This window comes from Pseudomonas hefeiensis, assembly GCF_030687835.1.
GTDB classification, from domain to species: domain Bacteria; phylum Pseudomonadota; class Gammaproteobacteria; order Pseudomonadales; family Pseudomonadaceae; genus Aquipseudomonas; species Aquipseudomonas hefeiensis.
Map to the genome: position 1 here is coordinate 3,193,431 of NZ_CP117449.1, position 16,201 is coordinate 3,209,631.

A 16,201-nucleotide genomic window follows, 5' to 3' on the forward strand; every position below is an offset into this window, starting at 1 on the left:
AAAGCGGCCTTATGCATGAGTAAGTGGCGAGGCGGCACAAGTTCCCAGGGTTGTACAAGAAAGGATCTATAGTACAAGAGCTGACAAGGATCGTCGCTGCCTCAGGCTTTTCGTGGAGTTTGCGCCTTTGACTCGTCAGAATGTGGATCCAACCGGTGTTTTTCGGCAAACTCCACGGTTTTCAACTGTCCACCAAGGCTTATTCCATGACTCCTTCGTCTTCGGTTGACGAGCAAAGTTTTCGTAAGCTCCTGAGCCGCAATATCAGCCTGCCCCTGGGCATCGGCGCCCTTAGCGCCGTGTTTTTCATCGTGCTGATCACCTATCTGTTGTCGGTCATCCAATGGGTCGGGCATACCGACCGGGTGATCAATAACGCCAACGAAGCGCTCAAGCTGAGCGTGGACCTGGAAACCGGCATGCGCGGATACCTCTTGACTGGCGACGAGCACTTTCTAGACCCCTATGAAGTTGCCAAGCCGCGTATCGCCGTCGCTCTGGACACATTGCTGGAATTGACAGCTGACAACCCCGTCCAGGTTGACCGGCTGCGCAAGGTACAAGCGCTCCAGGTGGAATGGGCCAATTACGCCCAGGACATGATCAACATGCAGCGCAACAGCGGCGATTACCGGGGCGCGGTAAAGGCCGGGCGCGGCAAGCGCTTGACCGATGAAATACGTAAGACCTACGAGGATATCGTCGAGACCGAACAGCAACTGCGTGCCGAGCGCAACGAGCAAGTGCGCACCACCACCCTCTGGAGCATCGCTCTGTATCTGTTGTTCGTCGCCGCCGTCAGCGGGTTGCTGGCCTATGTCGGGCGCCGGGATCTGTTGGGCTTGTCCACCAACTACAGCGCCAGCCTGAAGGTCCAGCAGCAGAGCGCTTTGCACTTGGAAAAACAGGCCTGGCTGCGCAACGGCCAGACGCAGCTGGCCGAACAGGTCCTGGGACAACTGACATTGAACCTGCTGGGTCGCAACATCCTGCAGTTTTTCGCCCAATATATGGGAGCAGTGGTTGCGGCGCTTTATGCACGGGAAGAAAGCGGTCTGCTCAGACGTGTCGCCACCTATGGCATGTCCCGGGAAGACGACGAACACCAGCAGGTGATCGTCGTCGGCGAAGGCATTGCCGGGCAGGCCGTACAACAAGCGCGTCTCATCCGCCTGGATGATGTGCCCGACGACTACCTGAAAGTCAGCTCCGGCCTGGGCCAGGGTTTGCCCAACAGCGTAGTGGTGATGCCGACCAGCGACGATGACCGGATCAACGGCGTTATCGAACTGGGCTTCCTGCGACCGTTGACCGACCGTGATATCGAGCTGCTGGAACTGGTGGCCGGCAACATCGGCACCTCCATCGAGGCGGCTCGCTATCGACAGCGCTTGCAGGAAGTCCTGGCCGAAACCCAACAGCTGAACGAAGAGTTGCAAGTTCAGCAGGAGGAGCTCAAGACGGCCAACGAAGAGCTGGAAGAACAGTCGCGTATCCTCAAGGAATCCCAGGCTCATCTGGAAGCCCAACAACAGGAACTGGAGCAGACCAACGAGCAACTGGCTGAACAACGCGATGTCATGGACCAGAAGAACAGTGAGCTGAACCTGGCGCAGATCCAGTTACAGGAACGCGCCGAGGAGTTGCAACGTTCGAGCAAATACAAGTCCGAGTTCCTGGCGAACATGTCCCATGAGCTGCGCACGCCGCTCAACAGCTCGCTGATCCTCTCCAAACTGCTGGCGGAGAACCCGCAACAGAACCTTAGCGAGGAACAGGTGAAATTTGCCGAGTCGATCTATAGCGCCGGCAACGACTTGCTGAACCTGATCAATGACATTCTTGACATTTCCAAAGTCGAAGCCGGGAAGCTGGAAGTGCGCCCGGAAAACACCGGGGTGTCGCGCCTGGTGGAAGGGTTACGCGACCTGTTCAGGCCTCTGGCGGCGGAAAAGGGCCTGAGCTTCGAGGTGCAAGTGCTGCCTGACGCGCCGGCCATGCTGTATACCGACCGCCAGCGGCTGGAACAGGTGCTCAAGAACCTGCTGTCCAACGCGGTGAAGTTCACCGAACAAGGCACTGTTTGCCTGTCGGTGGCCGGCCAGCCGGGGGCGGGCATCGCCTTCACGGTGCAAGACTCGGGGATCGGCATCGCCGCCGATCAGCAACAAAGCATCTTTGAAGCTTTCCGCCAGGCCGATGGCACCACCAACCGCCGTTATGGCGGCACCGGCTTGGGACTGTCGATCTCCCGCGACCTGGCGGCCTTACTGGGCGGCTCAATCTCTGTCTCCAGCGAGCCAGGGCAGGGCAGTGTGTTTACGCTGGTATTGCCTGAGCGCTATATCGAACCGGGTGAAACGCTGGCAGAACCGACGGGACTCACTCCGGCGGCCACACTGCCGGTACGTGCTGCGCCTGAACCTGCGCCTGCGCCGCTGATCGCCCAGGTCGATGCGCCCATCACCCAGTTTCCCGATGATCGCAATAACGCGCCATTCAGCAGCCGCTGCATTCTGGTGATCGAAGACGAGCCAAGCTTTGCCCGGATTCTTTTCGATCTGGCCCACGAACTCGGTTACCAGTGCCTGGTGGCCCAAGGTGCCGATGAAGGCTTCGACCTGGCCTCGCAGCTGATTCCCGATGCCATTCTGCTGGACATGCGCCTGCCGGATCACTCCGGGCTGACGGTGTTGCAGCGGCTCAAGGAGCAACCTGGAACCCGGCACATCCCGGTGCACGTGATTTCCGTTGAGGACCGTGTCGAAGCTGCGATGCACATGGGCGCCGTCGGCTATGCGGTCAAACCGGCCACTCGCGAAGAACTCAAGGAGGTGTTCGCCCGCCTGGAAGCCAAGCTGACCCAGAAGGTCAAGCGGGTGTTGCTGGTGGAGGACGATGACTTGCAACGCGACAGCATCACTCGCCTGATCGGCGACGATGACATCGAGATCACTGCTGTCGGCCTGGCCCAACAAGCCCTGGATCTGCTGCGCACCAACGTCTACGACTGCATGATCATCGACCTGAAGCTGCCTGACATGCTGGGCAATGACCTGCTCAAACGCATGTCCACCGAAGAGATCTGTTCGTTTCCGCCTGTGATTGTCTACACCGGACGTAACCTGACCCGCGATGAAGAGGCCGAACTGCGCAAGTATTCGCGCTCGATCATCATCAAGGGGGCCCGCTCGCCGGAGCGGTTGCTGGACGAGGTCACACTTTTTCTGCACAAAGTCGAATCCCGGTTGTCCCATGAACGGCAGCGGATGCTCAGAACCGCCCGCAGCCGTGACAAGGTTTTCGAGGGCCGCAAAGTGCTGCTGGTGGACGATGATGTGCGCAACATTTTCGCCCTGACCAGCGCCCTGGAGGCCAAGGGAGCGATCGTCGTCATCGGCCGTAACGGCTATGAGGCGATCGAGCGTCTGAACGAAGTCGACGACATCGACCTGGTGCTGATGGATGTGATGATGCCAGAGATGGACGGTTTCGAAGCCACCGCGCTGATCCGCAAGGACCCACGCTGGCGCAAACTGCCCATTATTGCCGTGACGGCCAAAGCCATGAAGGATGATCAGGAGCGCTGCCTTGCGGCCGGTTCCAACGATTACCTGGCCAAGCCCATCGACCTGGATCGTCTGTTCTCGCTGATTCGCGTGTGGTTGCCGAATATGGAAAGAATTTAGTGGACCGAGACACTGACATTGAACTTCGTTTGTTGATCGACGCGATCTACCTCAAGTACAGCTATGATTTTCGGGACTATTCCGGCGCCTCCATCAAGCGCCGGGTCCAGCACGCGCTGAGCCAGTTCGAGTGCAAGACCATCTCGGCATTGCAGGAGCGCGTGCTGCATGACCCGGGCATGTTCATGCAATTGCTGCAATTGCTGACGATCCCCGTCAGCGAGATGTTTCGCGACCCATCGCATTTCCTGGCGATTCGCGAAGAAGTGGTGCCACTGCTCAAGACCTACCCTTCGATAAAGATCTGGATCGCCGGTTGCAGTACCGGAGAGGAGGTCTACTCCATGGCGATTCTACTGCGCGAAGAGGGCCTGCTGGACCGCACGCTCATTTATGCAACCGACATCAATCCACGCTCTTTGGAAAAAGCCAAGCAGGGCATCTTTTCCCTTGAAAACGTGCGCGCCTACACCCAAAACTACCAGCGCGCCGGAGGCAGACGGTCATTTGCCGATTACTACACCGCTGCCTACGATTACGCGATGTTCGACAAAACCCTGCGCGAGAATGTGACTTTTGCCGACCACAGTCTGGCGACCGACAGTGTATTTTCAGAAACTCAGTTAATTTCCTGCCGTAACGTACTTATTTACTTCAACAAAAAATTGCAAGATCGTGCATTTGGACTGTTCCATGAGTCCCTTTGTCACCGTGGCTTCCTGGTGCTGGGTAGCAAAGAGACGCTGGATTTTTCGTCCTTTGGCAAGCAATTCGAACCGTTGGTCAAACAGGAACGGATCTATCGCAAATTATGAGCCAGATGACCAACAGATCCAGAGCCCCTATCGAAGCCATTGTCGTCGGGGCGTCCGCTGGCGGCGTCGAAGCGCTGCTCAAGGTCTTTGGGCAACTGCGCAAGGGCTTCGGCGTGCCCATCCTGGTGGTGCTGCATCTGCCCGACGAGCGCGACAGCCAGATGGCCAGTGTTTTCAACCACCGTCTTGCGGTACCGGTGCGGGAGGCTCAGGACAAGCAGGATATCCAGCCAGGCACCTTATACGTTGCCTCGCCCGGCTATCACCTGTCGGTCGAAGCTGATCGCAGCCTGTCATTGAGCCTGGAGGACCCGGTGCACCATTCGCGACCGTCCATTGACGTGCTGTTCGAATCCGCCGCCGATGTCTTCGGTCCGAACCTGCTGGCGGTAGTGCTGACCGGCGCCAACAACGACGGCGCCCGGGGGCTGGCCAGGGTCAGGGAGCTGGGCGGAATCACCGTGGTCCAGGACCCTGACGAAGCCCAGGTTTCGACCATGCCCGAAGCAGCGCTTGCCCTGCACGAGCCCGACCATATTCTTACTTTGCAAGGCATCGGCCAATTATTGGCCGCGCTGGAATGAACTACATGCCAAGAGATATTCAAGCCAAACTGCTGATCGTCGATGATCTGCCGGAGAATCTGTTGGCCCTGGAAGCGCTGATCAAGCTTGACGATCGCCAGGTTTTCAAAGCCCTGTCGGCCGATGAGGCGCTGTCTTTGCTGCTGCAACACGACTTTGCCCTGGCCATCATCGATGTGCAGATGCCGGGAATGAACGGGTTTGAACTGGCCGAGCTGATGCGCGGCACGGAGAAGACCCGCAGCATTCCTATCATCTTTGTCAGCGCCGCAGGCCGCGAACGCAACTATGCCTTCACCGGCTATGAAAGTGGCGCGGTGGATTTCCTGCACAAACCGCTGGACAACCACGCCGTCAAAAGCAAGGTCAATGTGTTTGTCGAGCTGTATCGCCAAAGAAAGGCGATGAAGGAACAGGTCATCGCATTGCAGGAGAGTCGCCGCGAGCAGGAGGCCTTGTTGCAGCAGTTGCAGGCCACTCGCGGTGAGTTGGAACAAGCGGTTCGTATGCGCGATGACTTCATGTCCATCGTCGCCCACGAGGTCCGCACGCCTCTCAATGGCCTGATTCTTGAGACGCAGTTGCGCAAGATGCACCTGGCCCGGGACAACGCAGCGGCCTTCAGCCTGGACAAGGTGCGGGCAATGGTCGAACGCGATGAGCGTCAGATCAAGAGTCTGATCCGGCTGATCGAAGACATGCTCGATGTGTCGCGGATTCGCACCGGCAAATTGTCGATCCGCCCGAGCCGCTTGAACCTGACGGCGCTGGTGGAAAATCTGCTACGCAACTTCCAACCGCAGATCATGGCGGCCGAATGCTCTTTGATCAGCACAACCGAGCCGGCGGTGGAGGGGCACTGGGATGAATTCCGGATCGAGCAGGTGGTGTCTAATTTGCTGACCAACGCCCTGCGTTATGGCGGGAAAAGCCCGATCGAAGTGCGCGTGTACAAAACGCCTGAGCATGCTTGCGTCGAAGTCCAGGACCACGGTATCGGCATCAGCGAAGAGAACCAGCAGCGCATCTTCCAGCAGTTCGAGCGAGTGTCATCCAAAGCTGTCGCTTCCGGCCTGGGGTTGGGGCTGTACATCTCCGAGCAGATTGTGACGGCTCATGGGGGTACTATCACGGTCAATAGCCGCCTCAATGAAGGGGCGTTGTTTCGCGTTTGTCTGCCTTTTGAGAAAACGGTCTTGCCCAAAACCGTCGAACAGACGCAACCTCTGAGTGACCCTACGGTCGTATCAGCAGCTATTGATCGAACAAAGGCTTCTCATGAGTGAAGATGCGCAAGACGTTGTACTGATCGTCGAGGATGATCCGTCGATCCTGATGGTATTGTCGGCTTACCTGTCGGGTGAAGGGTATCGAGTGTTGCAGGCCGAAAACGGTGAGCAGGCTTTCGAAATCCTGGCCAGCAAGCCCCACCTGGACATGATGATCACCGACTTCCGCCTGCCGGGCGGTATTACCGGTGTGCAGATCGCTGAACCGGCGGTCCGGTTGCGCCCCGACCTGAAAGTCATCTTTATCAGCGGTTATGCGCAGGAAGTGCGCGATACCGACAGCCCCATCACCCGCAAGGCCCCGATCCTGGGCAAACCGTTCGACCTGGATGTGTTGCAGGACATGATGCGGACGATGTTGTCGTAGGTTTGTAGAAGGAGGGCGGGACTTTGTGGAAGCAAGCTTTGCTGCCACAAAATCCATGATTATTGCCTCATACCTTGATCATTTCCCGCACCTTGGCCGTCAACAGGTCAAAAGTGAACGGTTTGGTGATCATCTGCATGCCCGAATCAAGAAAGCCGCCGCGCACCGCTGCATGCTCAGCATAACCGGTGATGAACAGCACCCGCAGGTCCGGGCGGATCTGCCGGCCGATTTCCGCCAGCTGCCTGCCGTTCATGCCTGGCAGGCCCACGTCACTGATCAGCAGATCTATGCGCTGGCTTGACTGAAGGATCGGCACTGCGCTGTCAGCATCGGCCGCCTCGACGAAGGCATAACCCAGTTCGCTCAGTACGGCGCTGACCAGCACCCGCACCGCTGGGTCGTCCTCGACGATCAACACGGTCTCACCGTCCTGTGCGTACCGGGCATGCTGTGTGTCGACCAGTGGCTCGTGTACCTCTTCACCCGCGAAGCGCGGCAGATAAAGGCTCACGGTTGTGCCTTTGTCGACTTCGCTGTTAATCGTCACATGACCATGCGACTGCTTGCTGAACCCATAGATCATCGACAGCCCCAGCCCGGTGCCCTGGCCGATCGGCTTGGTGGTGAAAAACGGGTCGAACGCACGGTTGATGACCGCTTCGGGCATCCCGCAACCGGAATCCTGGACACTCAGCACGACGTAATCGCCCGGCTCCAGGTTGGTATAAGCCTCGGTAAAGTCGGCATCCAGATGTTGATTGCACGTCTTGACCACCAGTTGCCCACCCTCGGGCATTGCATCCCGGGCGTTGAGCACCAGGTTGAGCAGGGCGCTTTCCAGCTGGTTCGGGTCGGCTTCGGCGACCCAGAGCTGATCGTCCAGTTGCATGTCCAGCCGAATACTCTCGCTGAGGCTGCGCTGCAACAGTTCACCCATGGACAGCACCAAGGTGTTCATCTGCACCGCTTTTGAGTCCAGCGATTGTCGCCGGGAGAAGGCCAGCAAACGGTGCGTCAGGCCGGCTGCGCGATTGGCCGATGTCACCCCCAGGTCGATCAGGCTGTCCAGATCCTCGGTACGGCCTCGGGCCAGGCGTCGGCGCAGCAGTTCGAGGCTGCCGATGATCCCGGTGAGCATGTTGTTGAAGTCATGGGCGATGCCGCCGGTGAGCTGCCCGACCGCTTCCATTTTTTGCGACTGGCGCAAGGCCTCTTCGTTGTGGCGCAGTTGGGCCGTGCGTTCTTCCACTTGTTGCTCAAGGGTCTCAAGGGTGGTTTGCAGGCGCAGTTCGCTGTTGCTCAGGTCGATGAGCCGGTCTCGGGCTTCGTACTGTCTGCGACGACCACGCAGGGCAGTGGTGACCACACTGACCAGGGTGACCGGGTGAAAAGGGCGCTCGAGGAAAGTGACGTTGCCCAACTGGGTGCCGATACGGGCCGCCGGATTCTGTTCCGGGCCGCCGTGGTGGGTCAACAATACAATCGGCAGGTCTGACCAGGCCGGTTGCTCTTCGATATGTAATAACAACGTTTCCAGATCCGGCCCGACCAGGGCTTCGGAAGAAATGACCAACAGGCCGGCGCCGTGCTCAAGCTCTTCGCACAGGTGGCCCAGATGCTGGCAGATGAGGCCGCCGAAGCCGGCTTCGCGCAGGATCATCAGGGCGACCTGGCTGTCGCGCCCCAGCGGCGCGAGGATCAACGCCCGTTCCGACAGGGGCTCGACCAACGTCACTGTTGGTCATCCTTGAGCAACGGGTTATCCGCTCCCATGTAGTTCGGCACCCCACGCAATACACCCTGGAACGCTTCCAGCGGCTCGCCAATGGTCATGCCCTGGCTACCGATGCGGTATTCGCGAATAGTGGATTCATGGCTGCCGGTGCGTTTCTTGATGATGGAAATCGCTCGGCGAACTTTGCCCAGCGCTTCGAAGTAACGCAACAGAATCACCGTGTCGGCCAGGTAGGTAATGTCCACCGGAGCCTGCATGTCGCCCACCAGACCATGTTGCGCGACGGTCATGAAGGTCGCAGCACCCCTGCGGTTCAGGTAGAGCAGCAGCTCATGTACGTGCAGTACCAGGGCGTTTTCTTCCGGCATGGCGGCTTGGTAACCATTGATGCTGTCGATCACGACGGTCTTGATGTTACCTTCATCGACGCAACGGCGTACCCGATGCGAGAATTCACCGGGAGACAGTTCAGCGGCGTCCACCTGTTCGATCACCAGGTTGCCGGTCTGCCTCAGTGCTTCCAGGTCGATACCGACGTTCCTCATGCGTTCAAACAGCAGGGCCCAATTCTTCATCGAAGATGAACAGCGCGGCTTTTTCGCCACGCTGCACGGCAGCCGCAGCGAAAATCATCGAAATCAGCGACTTGCCGGTGCCGGCGGGTCCCAGGATCAAGGTACTGGAGCCAGTCTCGATGCCACCGCCGAGCAAGGCGTCCACGCCATCCAGGCCGCTGGACAGTTGCTGACGCAGGTATTGTCCACGATGTTCGGCCGCCACCAGGCGCGGGAAGACATGAATGCCGTCGCCCATGATGGTGAAGTCGTGAAAGCCACCACGGTATTTCTGCCCGCGATACTTGACCACCCGGATGCGTCGCCGCTCGGCGCCATAATTGGGCGTCAGTTCTTCCAGGCGAACCACCCCATGAGCCACGCTGTGTACGGTCTTGTCCAGGGATTCGGTGGTCAGGTCATCGAGCAACAGCACCGTGGCGTCGTAGCGCACAAAATAATGCTTGATCGCCAAAATCTGGCGGCGATAGCGCAGGGAGCTTTGCGCCAGGAGGCGGATCTCCGACAAGCTGTCGAGCACCACCCGGGTCGGTTTGACCCGTTCGACCACTTCGAAAATCTGCCGGGTCGCTTCCCCCAACTCCAGGTCCGAGGAGTACAACAGGCTTTGCTGATGCTCGGCGTTGAGCAGGCTTTCGGGAGGGGTCAACTCGAAAATATGCACGTTTTCATTGATCGTCCAGCCGTGGGACGCCGCGCCCTGGCGCAGCTCACGCTCGGTTTCCGACAGCGTGATGTACAACGAGCGTTCGCCGGCCTTGGCGCCGGCCAAGAGGAATTGCAACGCGACCGTGGTCTTGCCGGTCCCGGGTTCCCCTTCCAGCAGGAACACATGGCCGCGGGACAAGCCACCGGAAAGGATGTCATCCAGCCCTTCGATACCGGTGGCGGCTTTAGCGCTGATCAACTCGTTAGATGTAGACAAAAAAAGCCCTCTCATGACTAGGGAAATGGGCAGCAGGCTGGAGTACGCCTGAAAATGAACTGCCTGAACACTTGACCTTTCACCGTGATCGCGGTTCCGCTTTCGTTGACAAAACGAGGTGTACTGCTTAATTTTCTGGCATCGGTGCAACGCCTACAGGCCTTGCTGCAGCGCCGGATCATCGGGGTTGAGTTGCTCCAGTTGCGCCAACAGGATCTGCACATTCTGCAACTGCCCGGACTCCTTCCAGTAGTTGATCAACAACACTCGCGCCCTGCGATCAGCCGGGTAGCGCTGAACGATTTCCTGCAACTGTTTCTGCGCCGCTTCCAGTTCCTGCTCGGCATACAGGGTGGTTGCCAGGTCATAACGGTAATGTCGGTTATCGGGCTCAAGCTCCACCGCTTTTGCCAAACCAAGCAGCGCGTACTCCGCCTGGCCATGGTGCAGCAGCCACAGGCCCAATGCATGTTGCAGATAAGCCGACTCAGGCTGGGCTTTCAACTGTTGGGCAAGCAATTGACGTGCAGCGTCGGCCTGGCCCTGTTTGTCCAGCACTTCGATCTGCATGACCAGCGCCGGCAGGTTGTCCGGCTGCAGGCGCAACACCTGTTCCAGCGCCAATTGAGCTTTTTTCAGTTCGGCGTTGTGCAGATGCAGCCGGGCAAGTTGATAGTGCGACTCGGCGGTTTGAGGACCGTCTTCAAGCATCTGCTCCCACAGGCCGATGGCAAGCTGCATAGGCCCGAAGTACAAGCCAAGCTCATCCGGCGACAAGCCCAGCAACGCGTTCACCGCGGCGAACCGGACGCTTGGGTCTTGATCTTCGAGCAACGGCCCCAGTAACAGGCTGCGCTGTCCCGTGGGTACCAGCCCGCCGATGCTGCCAATGGCCGCCCGACGTACGTCCGGCGACTCGCTGTGCAGATCCGCGTCCGCCAGCTTCAGGGCTTGGGGGCTCGGGTAGTTTGGCAGCTCGGCATGCAACCACACCCGGCGTTTGGGCGACAGGTCCGGGCGACCCAGTTGTTGATAGAGCATCCGCGCCGCCCCTGGCTGCCCATGGCGTGCGTGCTCCAGTGCTTCACTGTAGCCACGCTTGATTGCCTCCGGGATTTGCGGCGTGGTGCTGCGTAGCCACATTGCGACTAGACCGATTACCACCAGGACGAACAGGCTGAGCAACAGATAGCGGCGAGGCGAGGGCATGCAGGTAGTCCATAACCAGGAAGCGTGAAATGCCGCAAGCTTCGGTCAGGCGCAGGCTTGAGTCAAACCTTAGTAAAGCGTTTGCACCTGATCCTGTGGGAGATTCTATGTTGCAGGGCAAGCCTTGCTCCCACATTGGCTTTTCAGGGTTAACCGATTCGGTGTTCAACGCAAATCCCTTGTGGGCTTGCTCGCGAAGGCGGCGGCACATCCAACATCTCCTCATGCTGATCCGCCGTTTTCGCGAGCAAGCCCGCTCCCACAATGGAGCTGCGGCGAACCTCGATTCGGTGCTCCGCAAGAGACTGGGTTTGCGGCAGGCAAAAAAAGCCCCGCGTCCAACATGGGAGGCGGGGCAAAAATTTGGTTGGTTGCGGCCAACCAAAGGAGCTCGGTTGAATACGGTCGGTCAGTTGCTGGCTACGGTTTCCGGTTTCCAGCCACCGCCCAGGGCCTTGTAGATCGCGACAATGCCGCGATACAGGTCCACTTCGGCCTGGGCCTGAGTGTCCTCGGCGGCCAGGCGTTCTCGTTGGGCGTCAAGCAGGACGAGGAAATCCACAGTGCCTTCGCGGTAGCGGATTTGCGCCAGGTCAGCAGCGGCTCGGCTCGATTCGCTCTGACGAATCAGTGAAATCAGGCGTTGCTGGCGCTTGCCGTAGTCGCTGAAGGCGTTTTCCGATTCCTCCAGGGCCAGCAGCACTTGCTGTTCGTAGGTCGCCAACGCGCCGTCAGCCTCGGCGTCGGCACCGCGCATACGAGCCCGCACGCTGCCCAAGTCGAAGGCGGCCCAGGTGATGCTTGGCCCCAGCGCCCAGGCATTGGCCGCCGATGAGCCGATCTGCGAACCGCGCCCGGCGGTGAAGCCCAGGAAACCGCTGAGGCTGACCCGTGGGAACAGGTCCGCCTTGGCCACACCGATGCGCGCGGTGGCGGCAGCGAGTTGGCGCTCGGCGCTGAGAATGTCCGGGCGACGTTGCAGCAGTTCGCCCGGATCGCCAATCGGCAGCGCCTTGGCGATGGCTGGCAGCTGTTTAGGGCTCAGGTCCACGCTCAGTTTGTCCGGGCGTTCGCCCAGCAAGGTAGCGATGCGGTTGCGCTGGCGTACCTGTTCGGCCTGCAACTGCGGCACGCTGGCTTCGACTGAGGCCAGGCGCGCATCGGCGCGGACCACGTCGAGCTGATCGCCGACGCCGGCATCACGCAGACTTTCGGTGATTTTGCGCGACGCCTGTTGGTTTCCAAGGTTCGCCAGGGCGATTTTTTCCCGTAGCTGGGCGCCACGCAGTTGACCGTAAGCGTCCACCAGTTCGGCGATCATGGTCACCTGCAACTGATAGAGATCGGCTTCGACCGCCTGCTGATCGGCATCGGTGGCTTCCAGATTGCGCCGGATGCGCCCGAACAAGTCCAGCTCCCAGGCCATGTCCAGGCCCAGGTCATAACGTTCGGTGCTGACCCGGTCGGTGGTTTCTCCCGGGACCTGGCCTTTGCCCAGGTTGCTGCTGGCGCGGCTGGTAATGGTCGGCATGACGTCATTGCTGGCGTCGTCGCGTATCGCCCGGGCCGCTCGCAAACGGGCGAACGCCACGCGTAACTCGCGGTTGCCTTCCAGGGAACGGGTTACCAGCGCATTGAGCGTCGGGTCTTCGAACTGCTGCCACCAGATCCCTTCGAAACGGGCCCGGTCGAAATTCTTCTGACCGGCGGCACCGTCGGTGGCGGTGGTGATGTTCGCCGCGTCCGTTTGCGGGGCCTTGTAGTCCGGGCCTACGGCACACGCACTCAAGGCCAGTACCAGCAGGCTCGGCACAAACACTTTCAAACTCATTGTTGCGCCTCCAGTTTCAACGCCCGGGCCGCTTTGCGGGCCTCGCTGCGCTCGACGAAGTTGCGGATCAGTACATAGAACACTGGCGTGAGCAACAGGCCGAAGAAGGTCACCCCGAGCATCCCCGAGAACACCGCGACCCCCATGGCATGGCGCATTTCCGCACCAGCACCGCTAGAGAAGACCAGCGGCACTACGCCCATGATGAACGCGAAGGAGGTCATCAGGATCGGCCGCAGACGCAGGCGGCAGGCCTCCAGCACCGCAGCCAGGGGGTTCATGCCCTCGAGCTGTTTATCCTTGGCGAACTCGACGATCAGAATGGCGTTTTTGCAGGCAAGTCCCACCAGTACGATCAATCCGATCTGGGTAAAGATGTTGTTGTCGCCGCCGGAGAGAATCACCCCGGTAATCGCCGACAGCAGGGTCATCGGTACGATCAGGATCACCGCCAGCGGCAGGCTCCAGCTTTCGTACTGTGCCGCCAGCACCAGGAACGCCAGCAGGACGCAGAGCGGGAACACGAACAGCGCGGTGTTGCCCGAAAGGATCTGCTGGTAGGTCAGGTCGGTCCACTCGTAAGTCATGCCGTTGGGCAATTCGTCCTTGAGCAGTTTTTCAATGGCTTTTTCAGCCTGGCCGGAGCTGTAGCCCGGGGCGGCGGCACCGTTGATTTCCGCGGTGATGAAGCCGTTGTAATGCATTACGCGGTCAGGCCCCGAGGTGTCGCTGACCTTGATGAAGGTCGCCAGCGGGATCATCTCGCCACGGTTGTTGCGCACCTTGAGCTGGCCGATCTGGTCCGACTCCAGGCGGAATTGCTGCTCGGCCTGAACGTTGACCTGATAAGTGCGGCCAAAGCGGTTGAAGTCGTTGGCATACAGCGAACCCAGGTAAATCTGCAGGGTGTCGAAGATGTCACTGACGGCCACGCCGTGGGTCTTGGCTTTTTCGCGATCGATGGCGGCATCGACCTGGGGCACGTTCACGGTGTAGCTGGTGAACAGCCCGGCCAGTTCCGGCACGTTGTGACTCTTGGTGATGATGTTCATGGTTTCTTTGTACAGCTCGTCGTAGCCCAGGTTGCCCCGGTCTTCGATTTGCAGGCGGAAACCACCGATCGTGCCCAGGCCCTGTACCGGCGGCGGCGGGAAGATCGCCATGTAGGCTTCCTGGATTTCCGAGTACTGGCCGTTCAAGGCCCCGGCAATAGCCCCGGCAGACATGCCTGGGTCCTTGCGCTCGTCGAAAGGCTTGAGGGTCACGAACACGATGCCGGCGTTCGGGCTGTTGGTGAAACCGTTGATCGACAGGCCGGGGAAGGCCACGGCGCTTTCAACGCCCGGTTGCTTGAGGGCCATGTCCGACATGCGTTTGATCACGTCTTCGGTGCGGTCCAGGCTCGCGGCATCCGGCAGTTGGGCGAAGGCCACCAGGTATTGCTTGTCCTGGCCCGGTACGAAACCGGTCGGGGTGTTGGAGAACCCGAAGAACGTCAGCCCCATCAAGCCTGCGTAGACCAGCAAGGCGATGCCGCTGCTGCGGATCACGCGGGCTACTGTGCCTACGTAGCTGTGGCTGGCACGGTCGAAGAAGCGGTTGAACGGACGGAACAACCAGCCACCGAAAATCTTGTCCAGGAACCTGGAAAAACGGTCTTTGGGCGCGTCATGACTCTTGAGCAGCACCGCAGCCAGCGCTGGCGACAGGGTCAGAGAGTTGAATGCCGAGATCACCGTGGAGATGGCAATGGTCAAGGCGAACTGCTTATAGAATTGCCCGGTCAAGCCACTGATGAACGCCGCCGGCACGAATACTGCGCACAGCACCAGTGCCGTCGCGATGATCGGCCCGGTCACTTCGCCCATGGCGCGTTTGGTGGCTTCGACCGGAGTCAGGCCCAAGCCGATGTTCCGTTCGACGTTCTCCACCACCACAATGGCATCGTCCACCACGATACCGATCGCCAGGACCAGCCCGAACAGCGAGAGCGCATTCAGCGAGAACCCGAACAGGTGCATCACGGCGAACGTACCGATCAGCGATACCGGCACGGCTACCAGCGGAATGATCGAAGCGCGCCAGGTCTGCAGGAACAGGATCACCACCAGCACCACGAGGATCAGCGCTTCAAACAGGGTGTGGACCACTGCCTCGATGGAGCCGCGCACGAAGATCGTCGGGTCATAGACGATGCTGTAGTCCATCCCCGCAGGGAAGTTCTGCTTGAGTTCGTCCATCTTGGCGCGAACGTCATTGGAGATCTGGATGGCGTTGGAACCAGGCCGCTGGAAGATCGGGATCGCCACCGCCGGCTGGTTGTCGAGCAATGAGCGCAGGGCGTATTGACTGGAGCCTAGCTCCACTCGTGCGATGTCTTTGAGGCGGGTGATTTCACCGTTCTCGCCGGAACGAATAATGATGTTCTCGAACTCTTCCTCATTCACCAGGCGTCCCTGAGTGTTGATCGAGAGCTGGAATGCCTGGGCATTGGGTGCCGGAGGCGCGCCCAGGGCACCGGCGGCGACCTGGCGGTTCTGTTCGCGGATGGCGGTGACCACGTCGGTGGCAGTCAGGTTGCGCGAAGCAGTCTTGTTCGGGTCAAGCCAGACCCGCAGGGAATAGTCCCCCATGCCAAACAGCTGCACATCACCCACGCCGCCCAGGCGCGCCAGCTCATCCTTGATGTTGAGCAGGGCATAGTTGGACAGGTAAAGCATGTCGTAGCGCTGGTCCGGCGAGGTCAAGTGCACAACCATGGTCAGGTCGGGCGATGCCTTGTCCACCGTGATGCCGATCCGGGTGACTTCTTCCGGCAACTTGGGTTCGGTCCGGGTGACACGGTTCTGCACCTGCACCTGGGCGTTGTCCAGATCGGTGCCCAGCGCGAAGGTGATGGTCAGGGTGATCTTGCCATCGGCGGTGGATTGCGAGGACATGTACAGCATGTTCTCGACGCCGGTGATGGCTTGCTCCAGGGGCGCGGCCACGGTTTCGCCGATGACCTTGGGGTTGGCGCCCGGGAAGTTGGCACGCACGACCACGGTCGGCGGCACGACTTCCGGGTATTCGCTGATCGGCAACTGGAACAGTGAGATGGCGCCGGCGATCAGGATCAGCAGCGAAAGCACCGCTGCGAAGATCGGCCGCGAAATGAAGAACTGGGAAAATTTCATCTT

The 16,201-nt window shown here is 59.7% G+C and carries 9 protein-coding genes and 1 pseudogene; 5 read left to right on the forward strand and 5 right to left on the reverse strand.

What is annotated here, in order from left to right:
- Window positions 1-206 precede the first annotated feature (206 nt).
- The 5 genes from PSH57_RS14105 to PSH57_RS14125 are packed head-to-tail and all read left to right on the forward strand — an operon-like array spanning window position 207 to window position 6,744.
- Complete coding sequence (locus PSH57_RS14105; RefSeq protein ID WP_305390202.1) at window positions 207-3,689, forward strand: response regulator; 3,483 nt, start codon at window positions 207-209, stop codon at window positions 3,687-3,689.
- A complete protein-coding gene (locus tag PSH57_RS14110; protein WP_305390204.1) occupies window positions 3,689-4,504 on the forward strand; it encodes a CheR family methyltransferase in 816 nt (271 codons plus the stop codon). Before PSH57_RS14105 ends, PSH57_RS14110 begins: the two co-directional genes overlap by 1 nt.
- On the forward strand, window positions 4,501-5,088 hold the full coding sequence (locus tag PSH57_RS14115; protein ID WP_305390206.1) for a chemotaxis protein CheB: 588 nt from the start codon (window positions 4,501-4,503) through the stop codon (window positions 5,086-5,088). Before PSH57_RS14110 ends, PSH57_RS14115 begins: the two co-directional genes overlap by 4 nt.
- A 5-nt stretch (window positions 5,089-5,093) precedes the next feature.
- On the forward strand, window positions 5,094-6,374 hold the full coding sequence (locus PSH57_RS14120; RefSeq protein ID WP_305390208.1) for a hybrid sensor histidine kinase/response regulator: 1,281 nt from the start codon (window positions 5,094-5,096) through the stop codon (window positions 6,372-6,374).
- Complete coding sequence (locus PSH57_RS14125) at window positions 6,367-6,744, forward strand: response regulator (protein ID WP_047229102.1); 378 nt, start codon at window positions 6,367-6,369, stop codon at window positions 6,742-6,744. Before PSH57_RS14120 ends, PSH57_RS14125 begins: the two co-directional genes overlap by 8 nt.
- Window positions 6,745-6,811: 67 nt before the next feature.
- Here PSH57_RS14125 and PSH57_RS14130 read toward each other — a convergent pair whose 3' ends face one another.
- From PSH57_RS14130 to PSH57_RS14150, 5 genes and pseudogenes are all read right to left on the reverse strand, one after another.
- Window positions 6,812-8,482 (reverse strand): response regulator, encoded by a 1,671-nt coding sequence (locus PSH57_RS14130; RefSeq protein WP_305390209.1) that lies wholly within the window; start codon window positions 8,480-8,482, stop codon window positions 6,812-6,814.
- A pseudogene (locus tag PSH57_RS14135) lies at window positions 8,479-9,982 on the reverse strand (ATPase domain-containing protein). The gene PSH57_RS14130 and the pseudogene PSH57_RS14135 overlap by 4 nt, the downstream one beginning before the upstream one ends.
- 153 nt (window positions 9,983-10,135) lie before the next feature.
- Complete coding sequence (locus tag PSH57_RS14140) at window positions 10,136-11,191, reverse strand: tetratricopeptide repeat protein (RefSeq protein WP_305390213.1); 1,056 nt, start codon at window positions 11,189-11,191, stop codon at window positions 10,136-10,138.
- A 409-nt stretch (window positions 11,192-11,600) separates the two neighbouring features.
- Entirely contained in the window at window positions 11,601-13,022 is a 1,422-nt protein-coding gene (locus PSH57_RS14145) for an efflux transporter outer membrane subunit (protein ID WP_305390215.1), read from the reverse strand.
- On the reverse strand, window positions 13,019-16,198 hold the full coding sequence (locus PSH57_RS14150; RefSeq protein WP_305390217.1) for an efflux RND transporter permease subunit: 3,180 nt from the start codon (window positions 16,196-16,198) through the stop codon (window positions 13,019-13,021). Before PSH57_RS14150 ends, PSH57_RS14145 begins: the two co-directional genes overlap by 4 nt.
- Between the last annotated feature and the right edge of the window lie 3 nt (window positions 16,199-16,201).

Coding starts and splice junctions, on each gene's coding strand:
- PSH57_RS14120 (WP_305390208.1), top strand. CDS start 5,094: ATGCCAAGAGATATTCAAGCCAAACTGCTGATCGTCGATGATCTGCCG.
- PSH57_RS14145 (WP_305390215.1), bottom strand. CDS start 13,022: ATGAGTTTGAAAGTGTTTGTGCCGAGCCTGCTGGTACTGGCCTTGAGT.
- PSH57_RS14115 (WP_305390206.1), top strand. CDS start 4,501: ATGAGCCAGATGACCAACAGATCCAGAGCCCCTATCGAAGCCATTGTC.
- PSH57_RS14105 (WP_305390202.1), top strand. CDS start 207: ATGACTCCTTCGTCTTCGGTTGACGAGCAAAGTTTTCGTAAGCTCCTG.
- PSH57_RS14125 (WP_047229102.1), top strand. CDS start 6,367: ATGAGTGAAGATGCGCAAGACGTTGTACTGATCGTCGAGGATGATCCG.
- PSH57_RS14140 (WP_305390213.1), bottom strand. CDS start 11,191: ATGCCCTCGCCTCGCCGCTATCTGTTGCTCAGCCTGTTCGTCCTGGTG.
- PSH57_RS14150 (WP_305390217.1), bottom strand. CDS start 16,198: ATGAAATTTTCCCAGTTCTTCATTTCGCGGCCGATCTTCGCAGCGGTG.